Origin of the sequence: Ligilactobacillus salitolerans (genome assembly GCF_003864415.1) — a bacterium.
GTDB classification, from domain to species: domain Bacteria; phylum Bacillota; class Bacilli; order Lactobacillales; family Lactobacillaceae; genus Ligilactobacillus; species Ligilactobacillus salitolerans.
In genome coordinates this window covers 17,197-39,354 of the sequence record NZ_BFFP01000025.1, presented here as the reverse complement: position 1 = coordinate 39,354, position 22,158 = coordinate 17,197, and the positions used below count along the sequence as shown (strand labels likewise).

Here is a 22,158-nt window from a genome sequence, read left to right as displayed (position 1 = left end):
TAACAAGTGTGATCTTCCATATTGACAGACTTTCAACAAAGGACAGTGATCACACTTAGGTTTTCTCGCTAAACACTGATAACGGCCCCAGAATATCAGCAGATGATGCGCACGAATCCAATAGTTCTGCGGCAATTTACTCATCAATATTTTTTCAATTTGAACCACGGAAGCTTTGGCGGGCACGATTTGCAGGCGCCGTGCAACTCGACTAACATGTGTATCAACCGCGATCCGCGGCTGACCAAAACATTCTGCTAAAACAACATCGGCGGTCTTACGCCCAACTCCTGGCAAGGATTCCAGCTGCGCTTGGTCAGCTGGTACTTCCCCGCCAAAGTCGGAGACTAATTTTTGCGCACAGCCTACCAAATATTGTGCTTTGCGTGCAGACAAGCCTAAATTTTGAATGAACTTCTGAACCTCTGCTGGAACAGCACGGGCTAGATCTTGCGGGCGCGGATACTGGGCAAAAAGTGCTGGAGTCGCCAGATTGACCGCGCGATCCGTTGCTTGGGCACTTAAAATCACTGCCAACAAAAAATGAAATTTGGAATCAGCTTGAAGGGTCGTTTTGGCATCTAGAAACATCCTGCCCATGACCTGCACTGCCAGCAAGGTTTGCTCATTAGATAATAATTCATTTGCACTTTCTTGCTCCATCTTCATTTGCCTTTCAACTTAGAGTCCGATCGCTGTGACCATTGATACAGCGGGATATGCGGCTGATTAGCCTGACCACGCTTTTTCGCTTGCCCCTGGCCATCGTCGTCGCCTTGGTCTTTGCGCCGCTTACTCTGCAAAGCCTCAACGTCCGCCGCTGACTTAATATTGTGTTTTTCCCAATTCAATAAAACTTTGTCCATATATTTTAAACTATACGCTCTGCCCAAAACAGCCTCTCTTAAAGCTGCGCTAATGAGCTCGGCTGAATAGTGATCATGTTTTAGCCAAGAATCGATCGTTTCCATTTCAATTGGAGACAGCGGGTGGCCAAACTCCTCTTCAATTTGATTGTAGACCTGTTCTCTTTGCATCTGTTCATTAATATCTTTTTTTGTTTCGCCCTGTTTTTCCAACAAGGCGCTCAGCTTGCGATAGAGCAGTTCAAAACTATACCGGTCATGCTGTTTGCCAGAAGCATCACTGACAGGTACAAGTGTCAAAAGTTTTTTAGCTAGCAATTGATGGACTAAATCATAGACTTCCGTATTTTTGATCCCCATCCGGTGTCCGATCTCATCCAAGTCAGGAAAATCTTTGCCGCTTTGCAAACAACTCGAGATCTGCAAGAACAAAATAAATTCATCGCTGGTTAAACCTAACTTGGAGTAATTGCGTAAGACCATATTGGAAACGGTCATTTGCCCCTCTTTAATATACTGTGCAAAAATCTGTTCCATTCAACCTTCTCCTTCCAAACTAATTTCTGACCCCATTGTCAACTACCACGGGTTAAAACCCGTGGCTTGTAGTCGTTAGTACTCATCGAGTGCCTGCTGCAATTTCACTAGATACAGCACTGCGCCTTATGGACCGAAGTCGTTAAGCCGTCTGACATGCTAATTACCAAGTGCATTGAGCCCCCAAGTTGCCAAGGGGCTTTTTATATTTTTTACGCTAATTGATCGATTCCTTTTACCAAAATATTCTTGGCTGCATTATGATCTCGTTGATGTTTGGTGTGACATTGTGGGCACTGCCAGGTTCTGTCCTTCAAGGTCAGTTTGTTACTTCCTGACAACAAGTAACCACACTTTGAGCATGTCTGCGTAGTGTTGCGTGGATCGACTGCCACAAAAGTCTTGCCATAAAGTTCAGCTTTGTTTTGCAGTTGCTGTAAAAACAATCGCCAACCAGCATCACTGATCGATAAGGCAAGCGCATGATTCTTCAACAGATTTTTGCTTCTTAACTCTTCGGCAACCAAGAAGTCGTGGTTCTTGACCAATTCAGTTGTCAAATTATGTAGGAAGTTCAGTCGTTGATGTGCTACTTTGACTTGCATTTTAGCTACGAGCAGTCGTTGTTTTTGATAATTTTTAGCTTCACGCAAGGGGCGGTGTTCTTTCTTGGCCCGTAGCTGTCGGCGTGAGAGTTTACGCTTTTGCTGGTTAAGCTGTTTGAGTACTTTGCGATAATAACGAGGGTTGGCAACAATTGCGCCATTACTGTCAGTCAAAAAATTTTCCGTATTCAGATCAACACCCAGTTTTTCGTTGTTAAAGGTCACCGCCCCGATAAAAGGTTGGGTTGAACCTAATTGGAAACTCAAATAAAAGCAGTCAGCACTGTCTTTAGTGACCGTCACTGTGCCAATTCTGACCACTTCACGCATCTTCCAAATTTTACTCCGGATTGCGCTAGTTCTGATGACACCAAGCTTAGGTAATTTAGCGTGGTTACGGCCCAGAAACTTGACGGTGCCATTTAGCAAAGACGGTCGACTGGCTTTGCTGCTGTATTGGGCATTAGTCTGATACTTCCAAGTATAATTTTTCTTGTGAAAGACAGGGACTCCACTCCGGTGCACTTTACGAAAAGCTTTCCATGCTTTAGCGTAGTTTTGTTTGGCATTCGCTAAACTCAAGCTGTCAATATCTTTATGGCATAAAAACAAGTGCTCATCACTGATGTTCTTGGTCGACTTTTTACGCTGTTCAAGTTGGTGAATTCGTTGTTGGACCGTATCGATTGGTAACTTAATTCGCTTTAACTCATATAACTCACGGCTGATCGCCACTAGTTCATTGTAGACAAAACGACTAGCGTCACTGTTGCGCTTGATAATTGCCTTTTGTTGACTAGACGGATAACAACGCACTTTTAAGCCATAATGATACGGCAGTTTTTTCATGCTCAACTTTGCCACTATTTTCACCTGCTTCCATAAATTACTAAATATATTATATATGAACCAGGTACAAATATCAAAACATATGTTCCCTAGGAACAATATCAGCGAAGATTTCGTCACAAAAAAACGGTGTAATTTGAAAACCAACGATACAATGCAAAAATAGGTGTGCTTCACCGCACAGAAGGGGCGCATTCAACCCATGACTAAAGTCACGGGATTTCTGCGCTGTTTTTAATTAAATCATTCGCGCTTAAGTACCAACCTGAAAGGATGGCTCATCACTCACTTCATGCAAAAAAGGAATGGGATCAGACCCATTCCTTTTCTTTTTACGGATAGATTCGGTTAAGCATCCGTGGGAACGGAATTGCTTCACGAATATGGCTTTCGCCGGTGACCCAGGTCACCATCCGCTCTAATCCAAGACCAAACCCGGAATGCGGGACACTGCCATAACGACGCAAATCAAGGTACCACTGATAATCATCTTCATTTAAGCCGGCTTGTTTGATCTGTGTTTTGAGATACTCAGGATCAGTTGCACGCTCAGAACCGCCAATAATCTCACCATAACCCTCTGGAGCCAACAAATCGGCACAAATCACGAGATCTTCCCGTGTTGGGTGCGGCTTCATATAAAACGGCTTAATTGCTTTAGGATAGTTGACCACGAAAACTGGTTGATTAAAGTGATTAGCTAGGTAAGTCTCTTCAGGAGACCCAAAATCAGCACCCCATTCAATGTCGCCAAATTCACCTGAATCCTGCAGCAGTTTTACGGCTTCATCATAGGAGATACGAGGATAAGGCAGCTTAGTATAACTTTGCAGCAATTCCTTATCTCGACCTAAAATGGTCAGAGCATAGTCACAGTGATCCAAAACATTTTGAACCAGATAGGCAATATAACGTTCCTGCAACTCCAAACTTTCTTCTTGATGCATGAATGCCATTTCCGGCTCGATCATCCAGAATTCGATCAAATGTCTGCGAGTCTTAGACTTCTCCGCGCGGAAAGTCGGCCCGAAAGTAAAGACCTTGCCGTAAGCCATTGCCCCTGCTTCCGCATACAATTGACCTGACTGTGAAAGATAAGCGTCCTTATCAAAATACTCTGTATGAAAAAGCTCAGTCGTTCCTTCTGGAGCACTGCCAGTCAAGATCGGAGCATCAAACTTGATGAATCCTTCCTGGTTGAAGAATTCAAAGGTTGCGCGCGTGATTTCATTTCTAACTTGCATATTAGCAAACTGTTTCTGAGAACGGAGCCATAAATGACGATGATCCATTAAAAAGTCAGTTCCATGCTCTTTAGGAGAAATCGGATAATCTTCACTTTCACCGACCACGGTTAAATCCTCAATTTCAATTTCATAACCGAAATGTGAACGAGCGTCTTCATGGATCGTCCCAATGACGTAAAGACTTGTCTCCTGCTTGACTTCTTTCGCTAATGCAAATACTTCCGCCGAGACGTTGCTTTTAACAACTACCCCTTGAAAGTATGCCGAACCATCGCGCAACTGCAAGAATGCGATCTTGCCGCTCGAACGTTTATTAGTCAGCCAGACACCGATTTTGACTTTCTGATCCACGTATTTTTTGGCATCGATAATACTAATTGTTTCCACTTACTTTTCCTCCTGCGTATGTACTCTCATAAATTTATTGATCCGCTGGACACCTTTTTCTAAGCTTTCGGATGCAGCAGCATAACTCAAGCGCAGTGATCCAGGCTGCCCAAAGGCTTCACCCGGTACAACAGCAACATGAACTTCATCTAACAAACGACGGGCAAATTCTGCCGTAGTCTCGATCTGACATAGGCTTAAAGCTTCAGTCACATCCGGGAATAAATAGAACGCCCCCTGCGGTTTAACAGGAAAACTGAAACCAGGCAGTGCTTTGAATTCTGGGTAAAAATGATTCAATCGCTGCTCGTAATCCCCGCGCATTTTTTCGATCTCACTGTTCGGCAAACTCAATGCAGCTAAAGCCGCATATTGGCTGGAGACCGTTAAATTGCTGGTAGTCTGGCTAAGCAAAGCAGAAATTTTTTGCATAAATTCTCCCGGTCCGGCAATAAAGCCCACGCGCCAACCAGTCATAGCATAAGTTTTGGAAAAACCGCTGATCAGGATCGTTTGTTCGCGGATCTTGCCCGCAAATTCAAACAGAGAATGAAATTCAGTCTGATTATAAATCAGGTCACGGTAGATATCATCTGTAATCAGCGTGATCCCATTTTCCACCGCCCACTGCCCGATCTGGACCAGCTCATCTTTTGAATAAACTGATCCTGATGGATTTTGCGGTGAGTTAATGATGAGTGCTCTGGTTTTTTCTGTTGCATGAGCTTTCAGATCGGCAACTGAGACTTTATTATCCCGGCTTGTTGGAACAACAAAAACCGGAACTCCTCCTGCCAACTTGACCTGCTCGCTATAACTGACCCAATAAGGGACAGGGATCAAAACTTCATCATTAGGGTCAAGTAAAACCTGACTGACTAAATACAAAGCAAACTTCGCTCCTGTGGTGATCGCGACATCAGCCGCAGTTACCTCTGTGCGATACTGCTGATTGATTTTATCTGCAAGTGCTTGGCGTAAAGGTAATATCCCTGCAGCAGCGGTATATGAGTCCGCTTGGCCGCTTTGGATCGACTCGATCGCCGCTTGCTTGATTGCTAGAGGTGTCGGAAAATCAGGCTCTCCAGCCGTTAAATTAACAACATCGACCCCTTGCGCCTGTAACTTTTTGGCTTGATCAGAGAGTGCGATCGTTGCTGACGGTTCCAGCGTTTGAACTCGTTGTGCTAATTTCATCTCAAAACCCTCCTTATCACAAATTACGGATCTCTTTAATAACTGTCCCATTTTTCAAAGACATTAAGGTATAACAAAGATTGCCTTCCTGATTCAGATATGTCACTTCCCAGACAGGACGTTTACCATGATCGATCAACCCTGGTACCGCCTTAAGGATCCTTTTAGGCTGGCGCTTAGACTTCACATAATTGATCGCCGTTCTGGCCGAGATGACCTTACTGGAAGAATAAACATTGATCTTGCGTTTATTGTCGGCAACAATTGCATAAATTTTTTTGCCTTGGCGGTTGCTGCCCAGGACACTCTGGTAATTTTGCCCATCGTATGAAAATTCATAGTATTTATTAACCTTTGTTAAATGAGCGTATTTTTGAGCTAATGCTGTCACTTGCTGCCGATTTTGCGAATGGGGCAAAAAAGTACCGTAAAAATACGCTCCAATAACTAACAGGAATGCTAAAAGCAGTGTCCAGAGTGTCCATTTTTTGATGCGTCCGTTGTTTTCTCTCATTTCTGTACCTATCCTTGGTTAAAAAGAAACATAACTTAATTATACCAACCAAAGAATCTTCTTTAAAGTTTCTTTGGAACGTTTTTGAAAAAACTTTGCAAGTTGGCACTAATGCTGCCCGTTGCCAACCGTTCTAATTTCAAACCAACAGGGAATGATTTTTCAAAAACAACCCCATATTTTTTGTGCAAAATACGTGAGTCCAGCAACACGAAGCCGCCTTGATCTTGCGGGGTCCTGATCAATCGGCCAAAGCCTTGATTTAGCTTGCTGACTGCTTCAGGCAGTGCGATCGTTGAAAACGGATTTTGTCCTTCTCTTTCAGCCGCCTGATAGCGTGCCTGATTGACGATAGTTTCAACTGGCTGAAATGGCAGCCTCGTGATCAGCAGCAGTTCCAAGTCGTCTTGAGGTAGATCAATTCCTTCCCAGAAGCTGCCTGTTCCAAGTAAGATCGCCTGGTGGTCACGATCCATCAAGAATCTCTTGCGGATTTTTTCAACCCCGCCAGAGATGCCCTGCGCAAGCAGCGTCCGCTTAGAAAGCTGCCCATTTTCCTGTAACAAACGATAAACATCTTGGATCGTTTGCAAAGAATTAAACAAAACCAAGGTTTGACGTTGAACTTGCTGACAAATTTCGCCGATGGCTTGCGCAAGGTAGGCACAGTAATCAGAATACGCCACAGCACCAACATCGGGTGCGTCTTTTGCGATGATTGCTTTAACTTGCTGTCCGTAATCAAAAGGCGCATCATACACTGAAAAAACAGTTGCGGGGGCGAGGTCTAAACTCGAGCAAACATATTGTTCCATCCCCTCTAAGGCCAAACCGGCACCTGTAAGCAGCACGTGCTCAAAGTGAGCATAAATTTGCTTTTGTAAAAAGCCTTCGGTTGTCATCAAGCCCACATTCAGCCGCAGATGTGCCTCTTTAAAAGCTGATTTAGTCAGCCAGATCAGCTGATTGTCTCCAGCCTGCTCTAGCCGATCGAGAGAAAAAATTGGCCAATTTTTTAAAGCCGCCTGCAAGGCATCAACGAGAGTAAAATAGTCGTTGAGGAGTTTGCTTTGCACCGAACTTAGGTGTCCGCCCTCGGCTTGTTGGATATATTCACGGTAAATTTCCTGATCTAAGTTAAGCAACGCAGCTGCAGAATTTTTAACCACCACGAATTCTTCCAAGTGGGCTTTAATAAAGCCTCGTAATTTAGCTGGGGCAACAAGCTGCTCATAATTTTTTTCATTTCTTTGCCCATTTTTCAAAAAAGCATGCAAAAATTCTGCGCGCAATTGCGGGACGCGCGAATCAATTTGACGGATCAAGCGTAATACCTTGTGATAACTAGCAGCAGAAATAATTTGATTTTTAACTAATTCTGCAAAAGAATATGACTCCTTGGACTCGATCTTAACTAGTAATGAATCAGCCAAGATCTTGATTTCATCAAAGTCAATAGTTTGTTTGTTGCTGGAACGAGTCATTTCCGGCAAATGCTGCGCTTCATCAACGATCAAAATACTGTTAGGCCCACTTAATTCTAAAACATGCTGGCTCAAATAGGCATGGTTGGTCAACAAAAAATCTGCTTTCTGTTCCGTCGCCCTTTTTTGCCGTAAAAAATCAACAGCGTAAAATGGGCTCTCCTGGTTCAGCCCTTCGATCCCATGATGCTGGATCTCTGCAAAAATAGGATCTTGGATCTTTGTCAGATGCAGTTCGTCAAAATCTCCGGTTTTAGTCTGAGTCAACCAGACCAAAATGCGCATCTGCAGCAAAACCGTATGCGCATTTTGCGGCTGGTACAAAGAACGATAAAAACGGTCAAGGTCAATAAAATGATGATTGCCTTTCAAAGAAACATACGAGCACCCAAATGGCAGCAGCTTTTTTAGCAAGGTAAAGCCGCGCTCTTCTAACTGTGCCTGCAATGCTGTAGTGGCAGTACTGATCACGACCTGCTTTTTTTGGCCCGTCTGATAAGCTGCCGGAAACAAGTACCCCAGCGTTTTTCCCATTCCGGTCGGTGCATCAATTAAAGCAACATGCTGCTCACTCTCGAAAAAATCCGCAATTTGATCCATCATTGTTGCCTGCTGCTTGCGCCATTCAATTTCATGGGCAAACAACTTTTGCTTTTCTTGTACTGTTCGCGGATACTCTAAAGGCGCTAGCGTTTCTTGCTCAAAAACCGGCCTCTGCAGCACGATCCCTGCAACTGTGATCAATTCGGACGGAAGAGTGTACTCTTGCTGTTTCTTTTTACGGAATTCTTTCTTAAAACAGTCCACAGTTTCAAATTCCATTTTCCTGCCCATACGAACCAGCTGCTCAAGGACCCCCACAGGCAACTCTGCGATCTTTTTTTGGAGTTCAATGAAAAGTTCGGCAGTGGTCTGAGCATCACTAGCTGCATTATGCGGTCTTTCATGTTCCAAGTGCAAAACACGGCTGATATCTGACAAACGATATGATGGCAAAGTCGGCAAAACAACCTGAGCTAACTGAACAGTATCGATCCCCTTTAAGCCCAGTTCAGGATAACCCACCCGAGTTAATTCACTATTCAGAAAATTATAGTCAAAAGCGATATTATGTGCCACAAAGATCGTATTTTGCAGGAGTGCGTATATGGTTCCCGCAACCTCTTCAAAACTTGGAGCCTCTTTAACATCCCGATCGAAGATGCCAGTCAAATGAGAAATCTCAGCTGGAATAGGCTGCTTGGGGTCGACCAAGGTAGAGAACTCATTGACCACCTGCTGATTTTCAATAAATGCACAACTGAACTGAATGATTCGATTTGTCCCGTTGATTGCCGTGCCAGTGGTCTCTAAATCAACCACGGCATATATTTTTTTACTGCTCATTTTTTCACCGCTTCTACTTCAAAGTAAAATGAAAGCCTTCTATCTACAACCGTTGATAATACCAGTAATAGCGCGATTTGTCCACTTCTGATAAAGCTTTACTCGGAGTGTTTCCGTGATCGTAAAGCTATTCACCTAAACTTAATTGTAGTTTTAATTGTCTGATCAAAGGTGAAAATGTATAATTATCTTGCTAAACAAATATTTCTATTCGGTTTAGAAGCTTTGCAGCAACTCTTTGTTCGAGATTCAATTCCACTCTTAATGCTCAGAGTTTGCAAAATTCACTGAGAGGATGTCAAAATCTCACTATGAAACAGAAATATGACGGCATTGGCAAAAGTCATGCCAAAATCATTTTAATTGGAGAACATTCTGTAGTGTACGGTAAACCCGCGATCGCATTACCTTTACCGTCCATTCAAACACAAGCTTATTTAAGTTTCACCCAGGAGCACACACAAGTGATCAAGAGCTCATACTTTGACGGGCCGCTTGATCGGATGCCGCATAGCATGGAGGGACTGCATCATTTGATCATCACCCTTTTAAAAGAGATCAAGCAAGAAGACCTTGGTTTCACCTTAACGATTCGCAGCCAGCTGCCTGCTGAACGCGGAATGGGATCTTCAGCAGCAGCAGCCGTGGCTGTGATCCGCTGTTTTTATGATGCCTTTTCTTTAAAATTGACCCACGCTAAAACCTTGCATTTGGCAGATATTTCTGAAAAAGACACACATAAAAATCCGAGTGGTCTAGACGCGGCAACAGTTGCAAGTCAAAGACCAGTCTGGATGATCCGAGGGCAAGAATTGACCCCGTTGCCCCTTTCTATGAATGCCTACCTGCTGATCTGTGATAGTGGGATCAAGGGTCAGACCAGCGCGGCGATCAAGATCGTTCAAGAACGGTTTGAGCAGCACCATTCACAAACTCAAAAACTCTTAGATAAATTAGGCTCTTTAACCAGTCTAGTCAAAGAGCAGCTGGCACAAAACGACGTCAGAGGTCTGGGCAACTCTTTGAATACTGCGCAAAGACACTTATCCGCTCTGGGTGTCAGTACACAAAGGTTAGACTTTCTGATCAAACTGGCACAAGAGAACGGCTCTCTAGGCAGTAAGTTGACCGGTGGCGGGCGTGGAGGCTGTTTTATTAATTTAATTAACACCCGGGCTGATGCAGAAAAATTAGCCGCACTCTTAGAAAAAAACGGTGTGACCAAGACGTGGATCCAGCCCCTGTCATCTGCTATGGGAGGATTATAATGGCACAATATCAAGCATCAGCAAGAGCACACACCAACATTGCTCTGATCAAGTATTGGGGTAAAAAAGACCAGCAGCTGATCTTACCAATGAACGGTTCGCTATCGTTGACACTGGATAAGTTTTATACCGATACTTCTGTTAGTTATGACAAAAATTTAACTCAAGACGAGTTTTATTTGAATGGGGCGCAAAAAGAGGACCCTAAAGTTATGCATTTCATGGACATTGTCCGGCAAAATACCGGCTTTGACAGTCACGCCGTGATCAAGTCGACTAATCACGTTCCGACAGCCGCAGGGCTAGCGTCTTCAGCCTCAGCGTATGCTGCTTTAGCCTTAGCTGCAACAGCTGCTGCCAATAAAAAATTTGACCGCCAAAAACTTTCGCGGATCGCTCGGCGAGGTTCAGGTTCAGCGACGCGGTCAATTTTCGGAGGGTTCGCTGAATGGCTGGAAGGTACAGACGATCAGTCGTCTTATGCGCAACCGCTTGAGTATGAAAACGACTGGGATATTAGAATGATCGCAATTGTGATCGATGATCAACCCAAGAAGGTCTCTTCACGACAAGGAATGCAGACTGTTGTTGCAACCTCGCCTTTTTATTCAGAATGGATCAAATCGGCCAAGACTGATTTAAAAAATATCAAAACAGCCTTAGCAAGCCAAGATTTCAAGCATTTTGGTGAAATAGCCGAAAGCAATGCTCTCAAAATGCATGCCCTCAATTTAAGCGCACAGCCGCATTTTAACTACTTTGCTCCAGCAAGCATCATAGCAATGAATATAATTGAAGAAATTCGCGAGCTTGGCTATCCTTGTTACTATACGATGGATGCGGGCCCAAACGTGAAAGTAATTTGTAAAAATGCAGATCTTAGTGTTATATTAAGACAGTTGCAAAACCACTTTCCTGCAGACCACCTGCTCGTTGCAGCACCTGGTCCAGGAGCTCAATTACTAGACTAAAGATAATTATAATCCTGAAAGGGTCTGATTTATTTGATCGAGGTCAAAGCCCCCGGCAAACTTTACTTAGCAGGTGAATACGCCGTCGTTGAGACCGGGTACCCTGCGATATTAGTCGCACTTAATCAATTCGTACGTGTCTCAGTCGAGGCAAGCAAAGATTATGGCTCGATTATTTCGCGTCAGTACCAGGAAGATTCACTGTATTGGCGAAGACAAGGCAACCAAATGGTCTTTGACAACCGGGATAATCCTTTCCACTACATTCTGTCTGGAATCAAGATCACCGAAGAATATGCCCGACTTTTAGGCAAAGAAATGCTTTGCTATCATCTCAAGATCGATAGCGATTTAGATAGTCCTGATGGCAAAAAATACGGCTTGGGGTCTTCAGCAGCTGTAACTGTGGCTACTGTCAAGGCTCTGTGTGCTTTTTACGAACTGCCTGTTTCTAAGGATCAACTCTTCAAGCTGGCTGCGATTGCACATTTTGAAGTCCAAGGAAACGGTTCGCTAGGAGATATCGCTGCCAGCGTTTATGGCGGCTTTTTAGCCTACCACTCTTTTGATCGGACTTGGCTCACTTTGGCCCGCAAAAAATACTCATTAACAGAAATTATCGAACTTGCATGGCCCCAGCTGCAAATTGAACTCTTAGAACCTCCAGAAAACCTTTCTTTATTGATCGGCTGGACTGGCTCGCCAGCGTCAACTTCTCACCTGGTTGATGCTGTTGGCTTAAAGAAAGCCGAAAAACAAAGACTATATACCAGCTTTCTCACTCAAAGTAAGCAGTGTTTGGAATTAATTATTCAGGGTTTTCATGAAAATTCACTCACATTGATCCAAGATGGCCTCCAACAAAACCGCCATGCATTAGCCGATTTAGCAGGATTCAGCAAACTTGAGATCGAGACGCCCAAGTTATCACGCCTGATTCAGATCGCAGAATCATTTGGCGGTGTGGCTAAATCATCTGGTGCCGGCGGCGGGGACTGCGGGATCGTCGTTCTTAACAAACAGATTCCATCGCAGCAAGTCTATACTAAATGGCTGGCGGAAGGGATCGAACCCCTTGATCTCCAGGTCCACAATGTTACCGAATAGAAAAGGAGCCATGCAATGAACATTCAAGCACATCGCAAAGACGAACACGTGATCATTGCGGAAAAATTATATCAAAAAGAAGCTGCCAACGACTTGGAGTACGTTGAGCTTCTTTTTGACAGTCTACCAGAACTAAGTCTGGAGGAGATCGACATCTCAACGACCTTAGTCTCTCGTCCAATCTCAGCCCCCTTTTTTATCAACGCAATGACTGGCGGAAGTCCTGAAACCGGAAAAATCAACCGGCGTCTTGCACGAGCTGCAGCTGATAATGATCTGCCATTCGCTACAGGCTCCCAGAGTGTTGCCTTAGCAGATCCGTCTGCGACCCCTTACTTCACGGGTGCACGTCAAGTAGATCCTAACGGTTTTATCTTGGGGAATCTCGGGGCATCTCACGGTTTGGACTCTGCTCTAGCAGCGATCGATATGTTGGATGCCCAAGCGCTGGAAATCCATTTAAATCCCGCTCAAGAATTGGTCATGCCTGAAGGTGACAGATCATTTTATTGGCAAAAAAACTTAAGCGAGATCATAGCCGGCCTGCCGGTACCCGTTTTAGTTAAAGAAGTCGGGATGGGGATCTCACCCAAGACTTTGCGTAAATTGCAGCAGCTAGGCGTCTCTTATGTCGACCTTTCCGGTGCCGGAGGAACTAACTTTGTTGCAATCGAAAATCAGCGGCGGCACGAAAAAGAGTTTGCCTTTCTTCAAAATGCTGGTCTCTCGACGGCTAAGGCGCTCCTAGCGGCCCAACAATTTGCTGAGTCATTTTCTTTCACAGCTTCAGGCGGGATCAGGAATGCACTGGACATCGTTAAATGCTTAGTGCTCGGGGCAGATAATGTCGGGATCTCCGGCCTTTTCCTGCATACTTTGATCAAACAAGGCGATGACGGCTTGGATTATCTGATCAAAAACTTAAAGGTTCAAGTTGCTAAGATCATGCTGCTTTTAGGCTGTCGCAATATCACTGAGCTGCATCAGGAAAAATACCTGCTCTCAGATCAATTGTTGTCTTTTAAAAAACAGCTTTCAAATTGAAATTTGCATTATACAAAAAGAGGAGCGACCAACAAGGACGCTCCTCTTTTTGCATATTTGTATATTGCAACTTTATTATTTAATCGCTAAACCGCAACCCTTTAGGGAAAAAGTTTTTCACCGAACCGCCGCTAATTTTGCCAAATGCAAACGGCTTTCCCTCACAGACTAGCAAAGCCCAGCCCTTGCTTTCCTTTTGTGCAATTTGCAAGACATCGCCATGCACATATTGAGCCCACTGTGCATGAGTAACCGACAGCGTCTGCGCATAATCTTGCGGCCGTAAAGCCAAGGCTAAAGTATACGAGGGTTCAAACCTTTTTTTCTTAAATTCTCCTAATAGCAGCCCCGGACGCATAAACTTTAACCGGGAAATATCCGGCCAGCTATGATCATAGTAATATAGGTGGTCGCCATAGGAGCGCAAATCAGCTCGGCCAAATCGCAGATCCGGCTTCAATGCAGCGGCAAAGTTTTGCCAGAGCTCCAGCTGTTCACGCGAAATTACAGGCTGTTTTTTTTGCCGCTCTTTTTTCTTAGTTTTCTTTTTCGGTGCCTGCTCGCTTGCGGCAACCGGCTGGCGTGTATCCATAAATTTTGCAATAAAATGCCCATCACCTTGAAAATGGTGCGGCCACAATCTAACTGTACCAGCTAGAGTTCCCTCTCCGTTAGCAAATTCCGGCCGCCCGTGGTCCATCCCAGGATAAGTCTTGATCGGGACGATTTTTAACGTTGAAAATTCCTCTAACAACCAAGCAGCGATCTGCTCATCTTCCTCTGGTGCAAAAGTACAAGTCGAATAGAGCAACGAACCGCCAGGTGCAAGCATCTGGTAGGCAGAGAGCAGGATCTCACGCTGTCTTTTGGCACATTGATCGGGATAATCTTTGGACCAGTAAGCTACTGCTTGATGATCCTTGCGAAACATTCCCTCCCCAGAACAGGGAGCATCTACCAAGATCTGATCAAAATACCCTGGAAATGCTGCTGCCAGCTTAGCAGGAGATTCATTCAGAACAATTGTATTTTTAGCCCCGATCCGCTCCAGGTTTTGCGCCAAAATCTTAGCCCGTCCATGATTGATCTCGTTAGAAACTAATAATCCCTGATTATTCATTTGCGAAGCAACTTGAGTTGATTTCCCGCCTGGGGCAGCACAGAGATCTAAAATTTTTGCTCCGGGTTTCACGGTCACATTTTCTGCGACGTACATTGCACTTAAATCCTGACTATAGACATAACCGCTTTGATGCTCGAGTGAATGTCCACTAACGCTGCCGTAGTATCCAGTCTTCGTGTAAGCTACTGGTTGATTTAATGAATATTCCAGCTGCTTAGGTTCATTTTTAAGTGGATTAATTCGAAAACCTTTTTGGGTCGGGTCATCGAAACTTGCAAGAAAATCTGCAGCCTCAGTCCCAAGCAGTTTTTCGTATTTGTTTATAAAATCTTGGGGTAAATTCATTGAATTTTACGCAAACCTTTCTTAACTAACAAATCAAAAAGCAGACTGTTTAAAGCAAAAGCAGCAACTAAATAAATAATTAAAGGCAAATAATTTTGAACTTCAAAGATCAACCCGCCCAATAAAGCCCCCAGCAATGTACCTAACCCATTAAAAAGGGAATAAGTCCCCCATTCTCTGAGTGCAACTTGCTGTGCACTATACTTGGCAGATAATTGCTGCTGGTATAAGCCTTGGGAAGAACGGACCCACAACAAAATTGCTAAACAAGCCATGATTACTAAAATAACTAAACCGCAAAGCTGCAACTTGTGCGAGGTTGCCCACTCCCATTTAGTTAATACGAACTGCTGCTCATGACTCTTTGCAATCCTTTTAATTGGCAAGATCGACTTCAAGTCAGCCGCCTTTAACCCACGCTCACCGTCAATGATCACCCGATAGTGACTAGTTTTCATTTGTGCTAATTTTTGACGCGAGGGGGCGATGAAGATCTGGCGATCAAGTTCTGAATTGATTTTTTCACCCATGACACCGATCACTGGAATAAATTTACCATCCACTTTTAGATACTGTTGGTCTTTAGGCTGGTATAATTTGGAGGAAAGATTTTTACCCACAACTGCGACATTCAAATCAGAAACAAAATCACTTTTTGAAAAAAAGCTGCCTGACAACAACGGTGGTGTAGCAAACGAACCTTTACCAAAAAAATATGTCAAATTTTTGGAGCCTTTTGGCTGAAAGTGCACCTGTAAATCATCAACACGTTTTGATCGTGTTAACTTCTCAGTGACATCTGCTGCCGTTAGGTTCTGCTTAAAAGAAACTTCGTAAGCATCAGAGGATAAATTATGCGCATTTAAACGGATCACAACATCTCGCTGCTGGATCTTAAAAAAAATAAATACTGCCAAAAATGCCAAACCAACATGCAGTAAAGTTAACAGCGTCTTATTTCTAAACACATTTCTTCTCCTCTGATTTAATGAATACCTAAAGCCATTTTAGCATAGCGTGTCATTCGATTGATCGTCCATTCAGGCTCCCAGATAAACTCAACATCGACATCCTTGATCTCTGGAACATCGTCTAAGGCACTCTCAACCATATCTGCAAGGATATTGGTCAACGGACAACCGATCGTTGTCAACGTCATCTCAATTAAACAGGATCCATCATCTTTTAAATCTACATTATAAATCAAGCCGAGATTGACAATATCAATGCCAAGCTCTGGATCTATCACAGTCTGTAAACGAGCAATAATATCATCCTTGATTTCCTGTGGTTTTCTTTGTTGTTCATCCATCTCTGGCACCTCCTCACAAAAGGAACTCCTTAATTTTCTCGATCATTTCATCTGTCACTGTATCTGACATTTTATGTACAGCTCCTTCACTGAAATGAGCTGAAACATGGAGCGCACTTGGCTGATTTTTGATGTTTTCATAAAAATCCTGGGTCAGATTGCACGGAACCGTCGGATCGGCATTCCCATGCCAAAAATGCAACGGCCGCTGGCCAATCTTTTGCGGATGCAATGAAAGGTCGTAATCAGCCAAAGCAGTCAACGTTGTTTGGATCTCTTCATCACTGACTTCCATGCCAGCAGGCAAGTTGTTCAAGATGATCTTGGCGAATTCAACCGGACTAGGAGTCCCTGAAACCACCACGCCGGCATTGATCTCAGGATATTGTGCCATCAGCATGCAAGTCGTGATCCCGCCCATTGAAAAGCCGCCGACACCAACCTGTTCGTTTAAAAGCAGGTCTTGTTTGCGGTAATGATCCACGATTTTAGGAAATTCTTGCACAGAATTAATAGTGATCTGCCAAAACGACACAGCATGATCTTCGACCGGGCCGTCTGCGCGAACACCGTGGTACAAAGCCTCCGGCAAAACCACCCGCATGCCTAATTTAGCAAGCTCGTAGCCTTGCATTAAAAAACTTTCCTTACGGTTAGTCCAGCCGTGGTAAAACAGCACTAACGGCAGCTTTTCGTGCATTAACTTAGCATCTACAACTTCAAGCACAGGGAGACCAGCTACCTGCTTTTCACAAACATTGATCATTTTATTTCCTCCAAGCGATAAATACTCTTTTAATTATATAACGCATCCCACTAATCGACCAGCGGAACAACTAGATCTTTAAAAGCTCTTAATACCACCGTTTTTCACAGTTCATTCCTAAGCATATCTGCGTAAGATTCTCTTTTAATGACCAGCTGATCTTTTGCTTTCTCACAGAAAACAACAGCTGGACGTCCGTTGCGATTATAATTTGAAGCCATCGAATAACCATAGGCGCCTGTCGACAAAAGCGCTAAAATATCATCTGCATGGAACTTAGGCAGCATTTGCGCTTGGACCAAAACATCGCCCGATTCGCAATATTTACCGACGATCGTTGCCAATTCATTCCGCGGAGCATTTGTATCTTTTGCCAGCAAAGCGGTGTATGCTGCCCCATAAAGTGCTGGCCGAATATTGTCACCCATCCCGCCGTCAACTGCAACAAAGTTACACAGCCCAGGTACTTTTTTAGTTGAACCAACTGTATATAAAGTGGTCCCAGCCTCACCGACCAACGATCTGCCTGGTTCGACCCATAACTCAGGCAGTTCAAGCCCAGCTTTCTGAATCTCAGTTTGTACGGTCTGACTAAGGCTGGCTACAATTATTTCCGGCTTTAACGGTTGATCACTTTCGGTATAATGAATGCCAAAACCGCCGCCCAAATTTAAGATCCGTGCTGAAAAGCCAAACTCCTCTGACCATCTTTTCATTAATTTGACCATTTTAACTGCAGCCATCTCAAAGCCCTCGGCATTAAAGATTTGCGACCCAATATGACAATGCAAACCTATTACGTCAAAGTGAGGCGAATCCAGCAGCGCTTTTAAGGCTTGCTGCGCTTGCCCGGAATCCAGGTCAAATCCAAATTTCGAATTGGATTGACCAGTGGCGATATATTTATGCGTCTCGGCTTCAATTCCAGGTGCAACTCGCAATGCGACCTTAGCAGTTGTATGGTGCGCAGCAAGAATTTTATCGAGCAACTCTATCTCATGAAAATTGTCCACTACGATACAGCCGATTTTCTGCTTGACTGCGTACTCCAATTCTTCCGGGAGTTTATTATTGCCATGAAATTCAATCATTTCAGGGTCCATTCCGCCAGCCAAAGCAGCATATAATTCGCCTCCAGAAACTACATCACAGCCAATATCCTCTTTAGCTGCCAGTCTGTACATTGCCAAGGCTGAAAAAGCTTTGCTGGCATAAATGATGCGGCCGCCGGCTGGATAATTCGCCAATCCTTTTTTAAATGACGCAATTTGTTGTTTGATTGCAGAAACATCATAGGCAATCAATGGAGTGCCATATTTCTCCGCTAAATTTAAAGCCGGCACCCCGCCGATTTTTAGTTGACCATTATTGTGTACTTCAGTTTTGTTTGGCAAATGACTAACCCTCCGTCTTAATAGTATCAATGTTTCAGAGCCGCTCTACTGCAATCTATGTTACTTAAAATATGCCTAAAAAGCAATTTAAGTTACGAAGGTTCTCCCTTTTGACCCTTAAATCTGATAATTTTTTCTCATTATAGCCTTTTAGCCAAATCAATGAGAACAATGAAATGGTCGAAAACTTTAATTCTATGATAAAATAACTTTAGCGAAAAAACAGGAAATCCCTGCATAAAAACATAAAGATTGAAGGAAAAAGAGATGCTCACTAACAATCAGGATAGTTTTTCAGCTTGTACTAGTATTTTAGCAGGAAAAGCTGCCACTATAGATGGTTCAACGATCATTGCACGCAACGAAGATTCTAAAAGTGCTTGGCCCAAGCATATGAAAGTTCATCCACATAAAGAATATGCTGAAACGCCAGAATTTGTTTCGCCAGATAACGGCTTCAAGCTGTCTTTACCTAAGGTACGCGGCAAGTATACCGCTACTCCTGAATGGACAGACAAGTTTGGGGTCTTCGAAGAAGATGGCTTCAATGAGTACGGGGTGGCTATGAGTGCCACAGAAAGTGCATATGCCAACGAACGCGTGTTAGGCTATGATCCTTTAGTCAAGGATGGAATTGGCGAAGAGGCAATGCTCACGGTTGTGCTCCCTTATATTCATTCGGCTCGTGAAGGTGTTAAACGACTGGGCTCCTTGGTTGAACGATATGGAACATGCGAAAGTAATGGGATCCTTTTCTCTGACCAAGATGAGGTTTGGTATTTGGAAACAGGCAGCGGTCACCACTGGGTGGCACAACGGATCCCAGATGATTCATATGCCGTGGTTGCTAACCAGCTGGCGATCCAAGATATTTCTTTTGATCAACCGGATAATTTTATGTTTTCGACCAACATTCAATCTTTCGTTGAGAAGCATCATCTTAATCCGCAAAAACGCGGCTTCAATTTCAGAAATATTTTTGGAACTCATGATCTTTCAGACGAGATCTACAGCACTCCCCGGGTATGGTACGGGCAAAAATACTTTAACCCTGAAATCGAGCAGGACCCAATGAGCCAGGACCTCCCGTTTATTCGTCAGGCCGATCGTTTGCTAGGAATAGACGATTTTAAATATGTGCTTGGCTCGCATTTTCAGGACACTCCATATGATCCATTGGGTTTTGGAAATGAAGAACAGAAACATAAATTTCGTCCAATCAGTCTGGCAAAAACACAAGAATCCCACATCTTACAGATCCGTCCGAACTTACCCAAAGAAATCGCTGGAATACACTGGTTAGCAATGGGTGTGACAGCCGAAAGTGTCTATATTCCAACCTATGCCGGTACAGAAGATATTCACCCTGCTTACAAGGTCGGACAAGGTCAGTATAGCAGCAACTCGGCTTACTGGACTTATAAATTAGTCGGTGTTTTAGTCGATGGACACTACACTGAACTGCAAGACCTTTTAAGAAACGCACAAAAGGACACTTCGATCGCTCTAGCTAACTTATTAGCTAGCAGCGACGAGCAGGCACTTCAGATCACAGATAAGCAAGCTCGAACAGAATTTCTGACTAAACGAAGTATTGAAATGCAGCAATTAGGCTTGGACAATATGCAAAAATTGATCAGTGAATTGGTAACACGCTCAACTGATCTTTCGGTCCTGAATTTTACCACTGATGCAAATCTTTAGAAGAGAGGCAGCGAAACCATTTGAGTAATAGTTATACAACTTTAAGGAGCAAGAAAACAACAATTTTACTTGATCCAGATATCGAGCAAGCTTTGACCTTAGAAGAACATGACTACGTAATTTTGACTCACTTAGATTTTGATGCTGTGGATTTTCTAACAAATTATGCTGAGCAAAAACCCGTCTATGTGTCCTTTGAGTTCTTTAAACTCATGCAAAAGTTGATCAAAGTTAATTTAGTGGAAAACATCCAAACTAAATTAGCGATTTTGCCCTATAATTACCCAGTCCAACTCGGTGACATTCAAATACATGCGCTGAGCAACGATGACGGTCTATTTGGCAGCCTGGCACTAATGGCAAAAGGCGCTAATGCCACAGTTGGTTATTGTGATGCCTTCTATTTACATGGAAATCACAATAAAAGGATCAAAACGTGGAAGAAGACTTTTCGGGATGCACACCTAACCACGCTGCTGTTAGGTTCAAGGATCGCACCTTTCGCCAAAAAAGAAAATCAGTTGAGCGAAAATGGAATGCAGGAAATGCTCACTAAATTCATCAGCAAAAACTCTGCTGCTGAACTCTTAACGGTTCTTTTATCGCCATGGGACCCAGAACGCCTCTATCGCTATGATAAGACGGCCAAGAACTGTCACCGTCCGATCATCTGGAATCACAATTACCTCCAGCTTTTACAGGCTTTCTATCCTTTCGCTGACTTCTATAATGCGCAAAATCTGCCCCAAGACTTTGCCCAAGTCTTGGTTCAAGTGGAACAAAGCCGTCAGCTGAATACGATGCCCGTTTTTTTGGACCCTGCCCTCTTGCATCCGCACGCGATCAATAGTACTGGTTTGATTTACCAACAACCTCTCTGCGCTCTGTCAGAAGCAGAACTGAATGAATTTACAGATTTTGTTGGTGCAGAAAACATTATTATGAAAACAGACAAAAGTCTCGAATTCGAACGGCAGGTCCCGGCTAAATGGCAGCAAGAGCTGTTAGTTGACCTGTAAATTCTTCGCTTTTTGCTTTAAATAGCCAAACAAAAAAACAGTCATTTCCTGAGGGAAATAACTGTTTTTTGTTTGCTGTCAACACAGATTGACTATAAGTTTAACCTTGAAAGTTTAGCTTACTTCAATTGTGATAAAACATCAGCAGCAAAGTCTTCTTGCTTCTTTTCAATCCCTTCGCCAACTTCGTAGCGAACGAAGCTCTTAACTTGACCATCTTTAGAGGCAACGTATTTAGCAACCGTCTGGTCGGGATCCTTAACAAATTCCTGATCCTCCAAAGTCACTTCGGCAAAATACTTGTTCAAACGGCCAGTAACCATTTTTTCGATGATCTTTTCCGGCTTGCCTTCGTTTTTAGCTTCTTCAGTTAAAACTTCTTTTTCATGGGCAACTTGGTCTGCAGGTACTTGCTCACGGTTAACAAATTTTGGATTGATTGCAGCGACGTGCATAGCAACATCCTTAGCTGTAGCTTCATCAGCACCAGCAACAACAACCAAAGCAGCAATCTTGCCGCCCATGTGCAAGTATGCACCGAAGTTTTCGTTATCAGCCTTAGCAACTAATTCAAAACGACGCAAGCTGATTTTTTCGCCAATTACTTGAGTAGCTTCAATAAATTCATCATTCAAAGTACCCTTGTCAGTTGCAACTTTTAAAGCAGCTTCAACATCAGCTGGCTTGTTAGCTAAGATAACTTCACCAACATGCTTAACTAATTCTTGGAATTGAGCATTTTGAGCAACAAAGTCTGTTTCAGCGTTCACTTCAACGATCACTGCATCGTTGCCAGCAACGGCAACACTTGCCAAACCTTCAGCTGCAACACGGTCACTCTTCTTAGCTGCCTTTGCGATCCCTTTTTCACGCAAGAAGTCGATTGCTTTTTCCATATCTCCTTCAGTAGCAACTAAAGCTTTTTTGGCATCCATCATACCGACACCTGTTTTATCACGTAATTGTTTAACTTGAGAAGCAGAAATTTTTGCCATAAATTAATGGCCTCCTTATTTAATATTTTCTTTAAAAA

The 22,158-nt window shown here is 43.6% G+C and carries 19 protein-coding genes; 6 read left to right on the top strand and 13 right to left on the bottom strand.

The annotated features are described in order from the left end of the window. The 7 genes from nth to LFYK43_RS07795 form a co-directional block, all read right to left on the bottom strand. The coding region (nth, locus tag LFYK43_RS07825; protein WP_124977115.1) for an endonuclease III at positions 1-663 on the bottom strand (663 nt) is incomplete at its 3' end. Positions 664-665: 2 nt separating this feature from the next. After that, positions 666-1,403, bottom strand: coding sequence for a DnaD domain-containing protein (locus tag LFYK43_RS07820; protein ID WP_124977113.1), 738 nt, complete (start codon positions 1,401-1,403; stop codon positions 666-668). A 212-nt stretch (positions 1,404-1,615) separates the two neighbouring features. Then, complete coding sequence (locus LFYK43_RS07815) at positions 1,616-2,857, bottom strand: RNA-guided endonuclease InsQ/TnpB family protein (protein WP_124977117.1); 1,242 nt, start codon at positions 2,855-2,857, stop codon at positions 1,616-1,618. A gap of 332 nt (positions 2,858-3,189) precedes the next feature. After that, positions 3,190-4,491, bottom strand: coding sequence for an asparagine--tRNA ligase (gene asnS / locus LFYK43_RS07810; RefSeq protein WP_124977111.1), 1,302 nt, complete (start codon positions 4,489-4,491; stop codon positions 3,190-3,192). Then, positions 4,492-5,688, bottom strand: a complete 1,197-nt coding sequence (locus tag LFYK43_RS07805; protein ID WP_124977109.1) for a pyridoxal phosphate-dependent aminotransferase — start codon at positions 5,686-5,688, stop codon at positions 4,492-4,494. Positions 5,689-5,704: 16 nt separating this feature from the next. After that, positions 5,705-6,202, bottom strand: coding sequence for a cell wall elongation regulator TseB-like domain-containing protein (locus LFYK43_RS07800; RefSeq protein ID WP_124977107.1), 498 nt, complete (start codon positions 6,200-6,202; stop codon positions 5,705-5,707). A gap of 62 nt (positions 6,203-6,264) precedes the next feature. Further along, positions 6,265-9,072 carry a helicase C-terminal domain-containing protein gene (locus LFYK43_RS07795; RefSeq protein WP_124977105.1) on the bottom strand — a complete coding sequence of 936 codons (2,808 nt, stop codon included), beginning with the start codon at positions 9,070-9,072 and terminating at the stop codon, positions 6,265-6,267. 311 nt (positions 9,073-9,383) lie between these two features. Here LFYK43_RS07795 and mvk point away from each other — a divergent pair, with 311 nt between their 5' ends. From mvk to fni, 4 genes are read left to right on the top strand one after another with little or no spacing between them, the layout of a single operon-like run. After that, on the top strand, positions 9,384-10,340 hold the full coding sequence (gene mvk / locus LFYK43_RS07790; protein ID WP_124977103.1) for a mevalonate kinase: 957 nt from the start codon (positions 9,384-9,386) through the stop codon (positions 10,338-10,340). Then, a complete protein-coding gene (gene mvaD, locus LFYK43_RS07785) occupies positions 10,340-11,311 on the top strand; it encodes a diphosphomevalonate decarboxylase (RefSeq protein ID WP_124977101.1) in 972 nt (323 codons plus the stop codon). Before mvk ends, mvaD begins: the two co-directional genes overlap by 1 nt. A 33-nt stretch (positions 11,312-11,344) precedes the next feature. Then, positions 11,345-12,418 carry a phosphomevalonate kinase gene (locus tag LFYK43_RS07780; RefSeq protein ID WP_124977099.1) on the top strand — a complete coding sequence of 358 codons (1,074 nt, stop codon included), beginning with the start codon at positions 11,345-11,347 and terminating at the stop codon, positions 12,416-12,418. A 15-nt stretch (positions 12,419-12,433) separates the two neighbouring features. Continuing rightward, positions 12,434-13,462 (top strand): type 2 isopentenyl-diphosphate Delta-isomerase, encoded by a 1,029-nt coding sequence (gene fni, locus LFYK43_RS07775; RefSeq protein ID WP_124977097.1) that lies wholly within the window; start codon positions 12,434-12,436, stop codon positions 13,460-13,462. 79 nt (positions 13,463-13,541) lie between these two features. Here fni and LFYK43_RS07770 read toward each other — a convergent pair whose 3' ends face one another. The 5 genes from LFYK43_RS07770 to lysA form a co-directional block, all read right to left on the bottom strand. Then, complete coding sequence (locus LFYK43_RS07770) at positions 13,542-14,930, bottom strand: RsmB/NOP family class I SAM-dependent RNA methyltransferase (RefSeq protein WP_124977095.1); 1,389 nt, start codon at positions 14,928-14,930, stop codon at positions 13,542-13,544. Beyond that, positions 14,927-15,898: an ABC transporter permease gene (locus LFYK43_RS07765; RefSeq protein ID WP_124977093.1), complete on the bottom strand. Its 972-nt coding sequence runs from the start codon at positions 15,896-15,898 to the stop codon at positions 14,927-14,929. The genes LFYK43_RS07770 and LFYK43_RS07765 overlap by 4 nt, the downstream gene beginning before the upstream one ends. Before the next feature lie 17 nt (positions 15,899-15,915). Next, on the bottom strand, positions 15,916-16,242 hold the full coding sequence (locus LFYK43_RS07760; RefSeq protein WP_124977091.1) for a metal-sulfur cluster assembly factor: 327 nt from the start codon (positions 16,240-16,242) through the stop codon (positions 15,916-15,918). A 13-nt stretch (positions 16,243-16,255) separates the two neighbouring features. Continuing rightward, on the bottom strand, positions 16,256-17,008 hold the full coding sequence (locus LFYK43_RS07755; protein ID WP_124977089.1) for an alpha/beta fold hydrolase: 753 nt from the start codon (positions 17,006-17,008) through the stop codon (positions 16,256-16,258). 104 nt (positions 17,009-17,112) lie between these two features. Continuing rightward, positions 17,113-18,402 (bottom strand): diaminopimelate decarboxylase, encoded by a 1,290-nt coding sequence (gene lysA / locus LFYK43_RS07750; protein WP_124977087.1) that lies wholly within the window; start codon positions 18,400-18,402, stop codon positions 17,113-17,115. Positions 18,403-18,669: 267 nt separating this feature from the next. On the opposite strand from lysA, the gene LFYK43_RS07745 reads away from it, so the two are divergent. After that, entirely contained in the window at positions 18,670-20,106 is a 1,437-nt protein-coding gene (locus LFYK43_RS07745; protein WP_124977085.1) for a C69 family dipeptidase, read from the top strand. Positions 20,107-20,126: 20 nt separating this feature from the next. Then, positions 20,127-21,125 (top strand): MBL fold metallo-hydrolase, encoded by a 999-nt coding sequence (locus LFYK43_RS07740; protein WP_124977083.1) that lies wholly within the window; start codon positions 20,127-20,129, stop codon positions 21,123-21,125. Between the two features lie 119 nt (positions 21,126-21,244). Here the strand turns inward: LFYK43_RS07740 and tsf are convergent, their stop codons facing one another. Next, positions 21,245-22,120 carry a translation elongation factor Ts gene (tsf, locus tag LFYK43_RS07735; protein WP_124977081.1) on the bottom strand — a complete coding sequence of 292 codons (876 nt, stop codon included), beginning with the start codon at positions 22,118-22,120 and terminating at the stop codon, positions 21,245-21,247. Positions 22,121-22,158: the final 38 nt, after the last annotated feature.

What these genes read in the sequence shown, in the direction of transcription:
- LFYK43_RS07820 (WP_124977113.1), bottom strand. Translation starts at nt 1,403, where the DNA reads ATGGAACAGATTTTTGCACAGTATATTAAAGAGGGGCAAATGACCGTT.
- LFYK43_RS07815 (WP_124977117.1), bottom strand. Translation starts at nt 2,857, where the DNA reads ATGAAAAAACTGCCGTATCATTATGGCTTAAAAGTGCGTTGTTATCCG.
- LFYK43_RS07805 (WP_124977109.1), bottom strand. Translation starts at nt 5,688, where the DNA reads ATGAAATTAGCACAACGAGTTCAAACGCTGGAACCGTCAGCAACGATC.
- LFYK43_RS07800 (WP_124977107.1), bottom strand. Translation starts at nt 6,202, where the DNA reads ATGAGAGAAAACAACGGACGCATCAAAAAATGGACACTCTGGACACTG.
- LFYK43_RS07795 (WP_124977105.1), bottom strand. Translation starts at nt 9,072, where the DNA reads ATGAGCAGTAAAAAAATATATGCCGTGGTTGATTTAGAGACCACTGGC.
- mvk (WP_124977103.1), top strand. Translation starts at nt 9,384, where the DNA reads ATGAAACAGAAATATGACGGCATTGGCAAAAGTCATGCCAAAATCATT.
- mvaD (WP_124977101.1), top strand. Translation starts at nt 10,340, where the DNA reads ATGGCACAATATCAAGCATCAGCAAGAGCACACACCAACATTGCTCTG.
- fni (WP_124977097.1), top strand. Translation starts at nt 12,434, where the DNA reads ATGAACATTCAAGCACATCGCAAAGACGAACACGTGATCATTGCGGAA.
- LFYK43_RS07770 (WP_124977095.1), bottom strand. Translation starts at nt 14,930, where the DNA reads ATGAATTTACCCCAAGATTTTATAAACAAATACGAAAAACTGCTTGGG.
- LFYK43_RS07760 (WP_124977091.1), bottom strand. Translation starts at nt 16,242, where the DNA reads ATGGATGAACAACAAAGAAAACCACAGGAAATCAAGGATGATATTATT.
- LFYK43_RS07755 (WP_124977089.1), bottom strand. Translation starts at nt 17,008, where the DNA reads ATGATCAATGTTTGTGAAAAGCAGGTAGCTGGTCTCCCTGTGCTTGAA.
- LFYK43_RS07745 (WP_124977085.1), top strand. Translation starts at nt 18,670, where the DNA reads ATGCTCACTAACAATCAGGATAGTTTTTCAGCTTGTACTAGTATTTTA.
- tsf (WP_124977081.1), bottom strand. Translation starts at nt 22,120, where the DNA reads ATGGCAAAAATTTCTGCTTCTCAAGTTAAACAATTACGTGATAAAACA.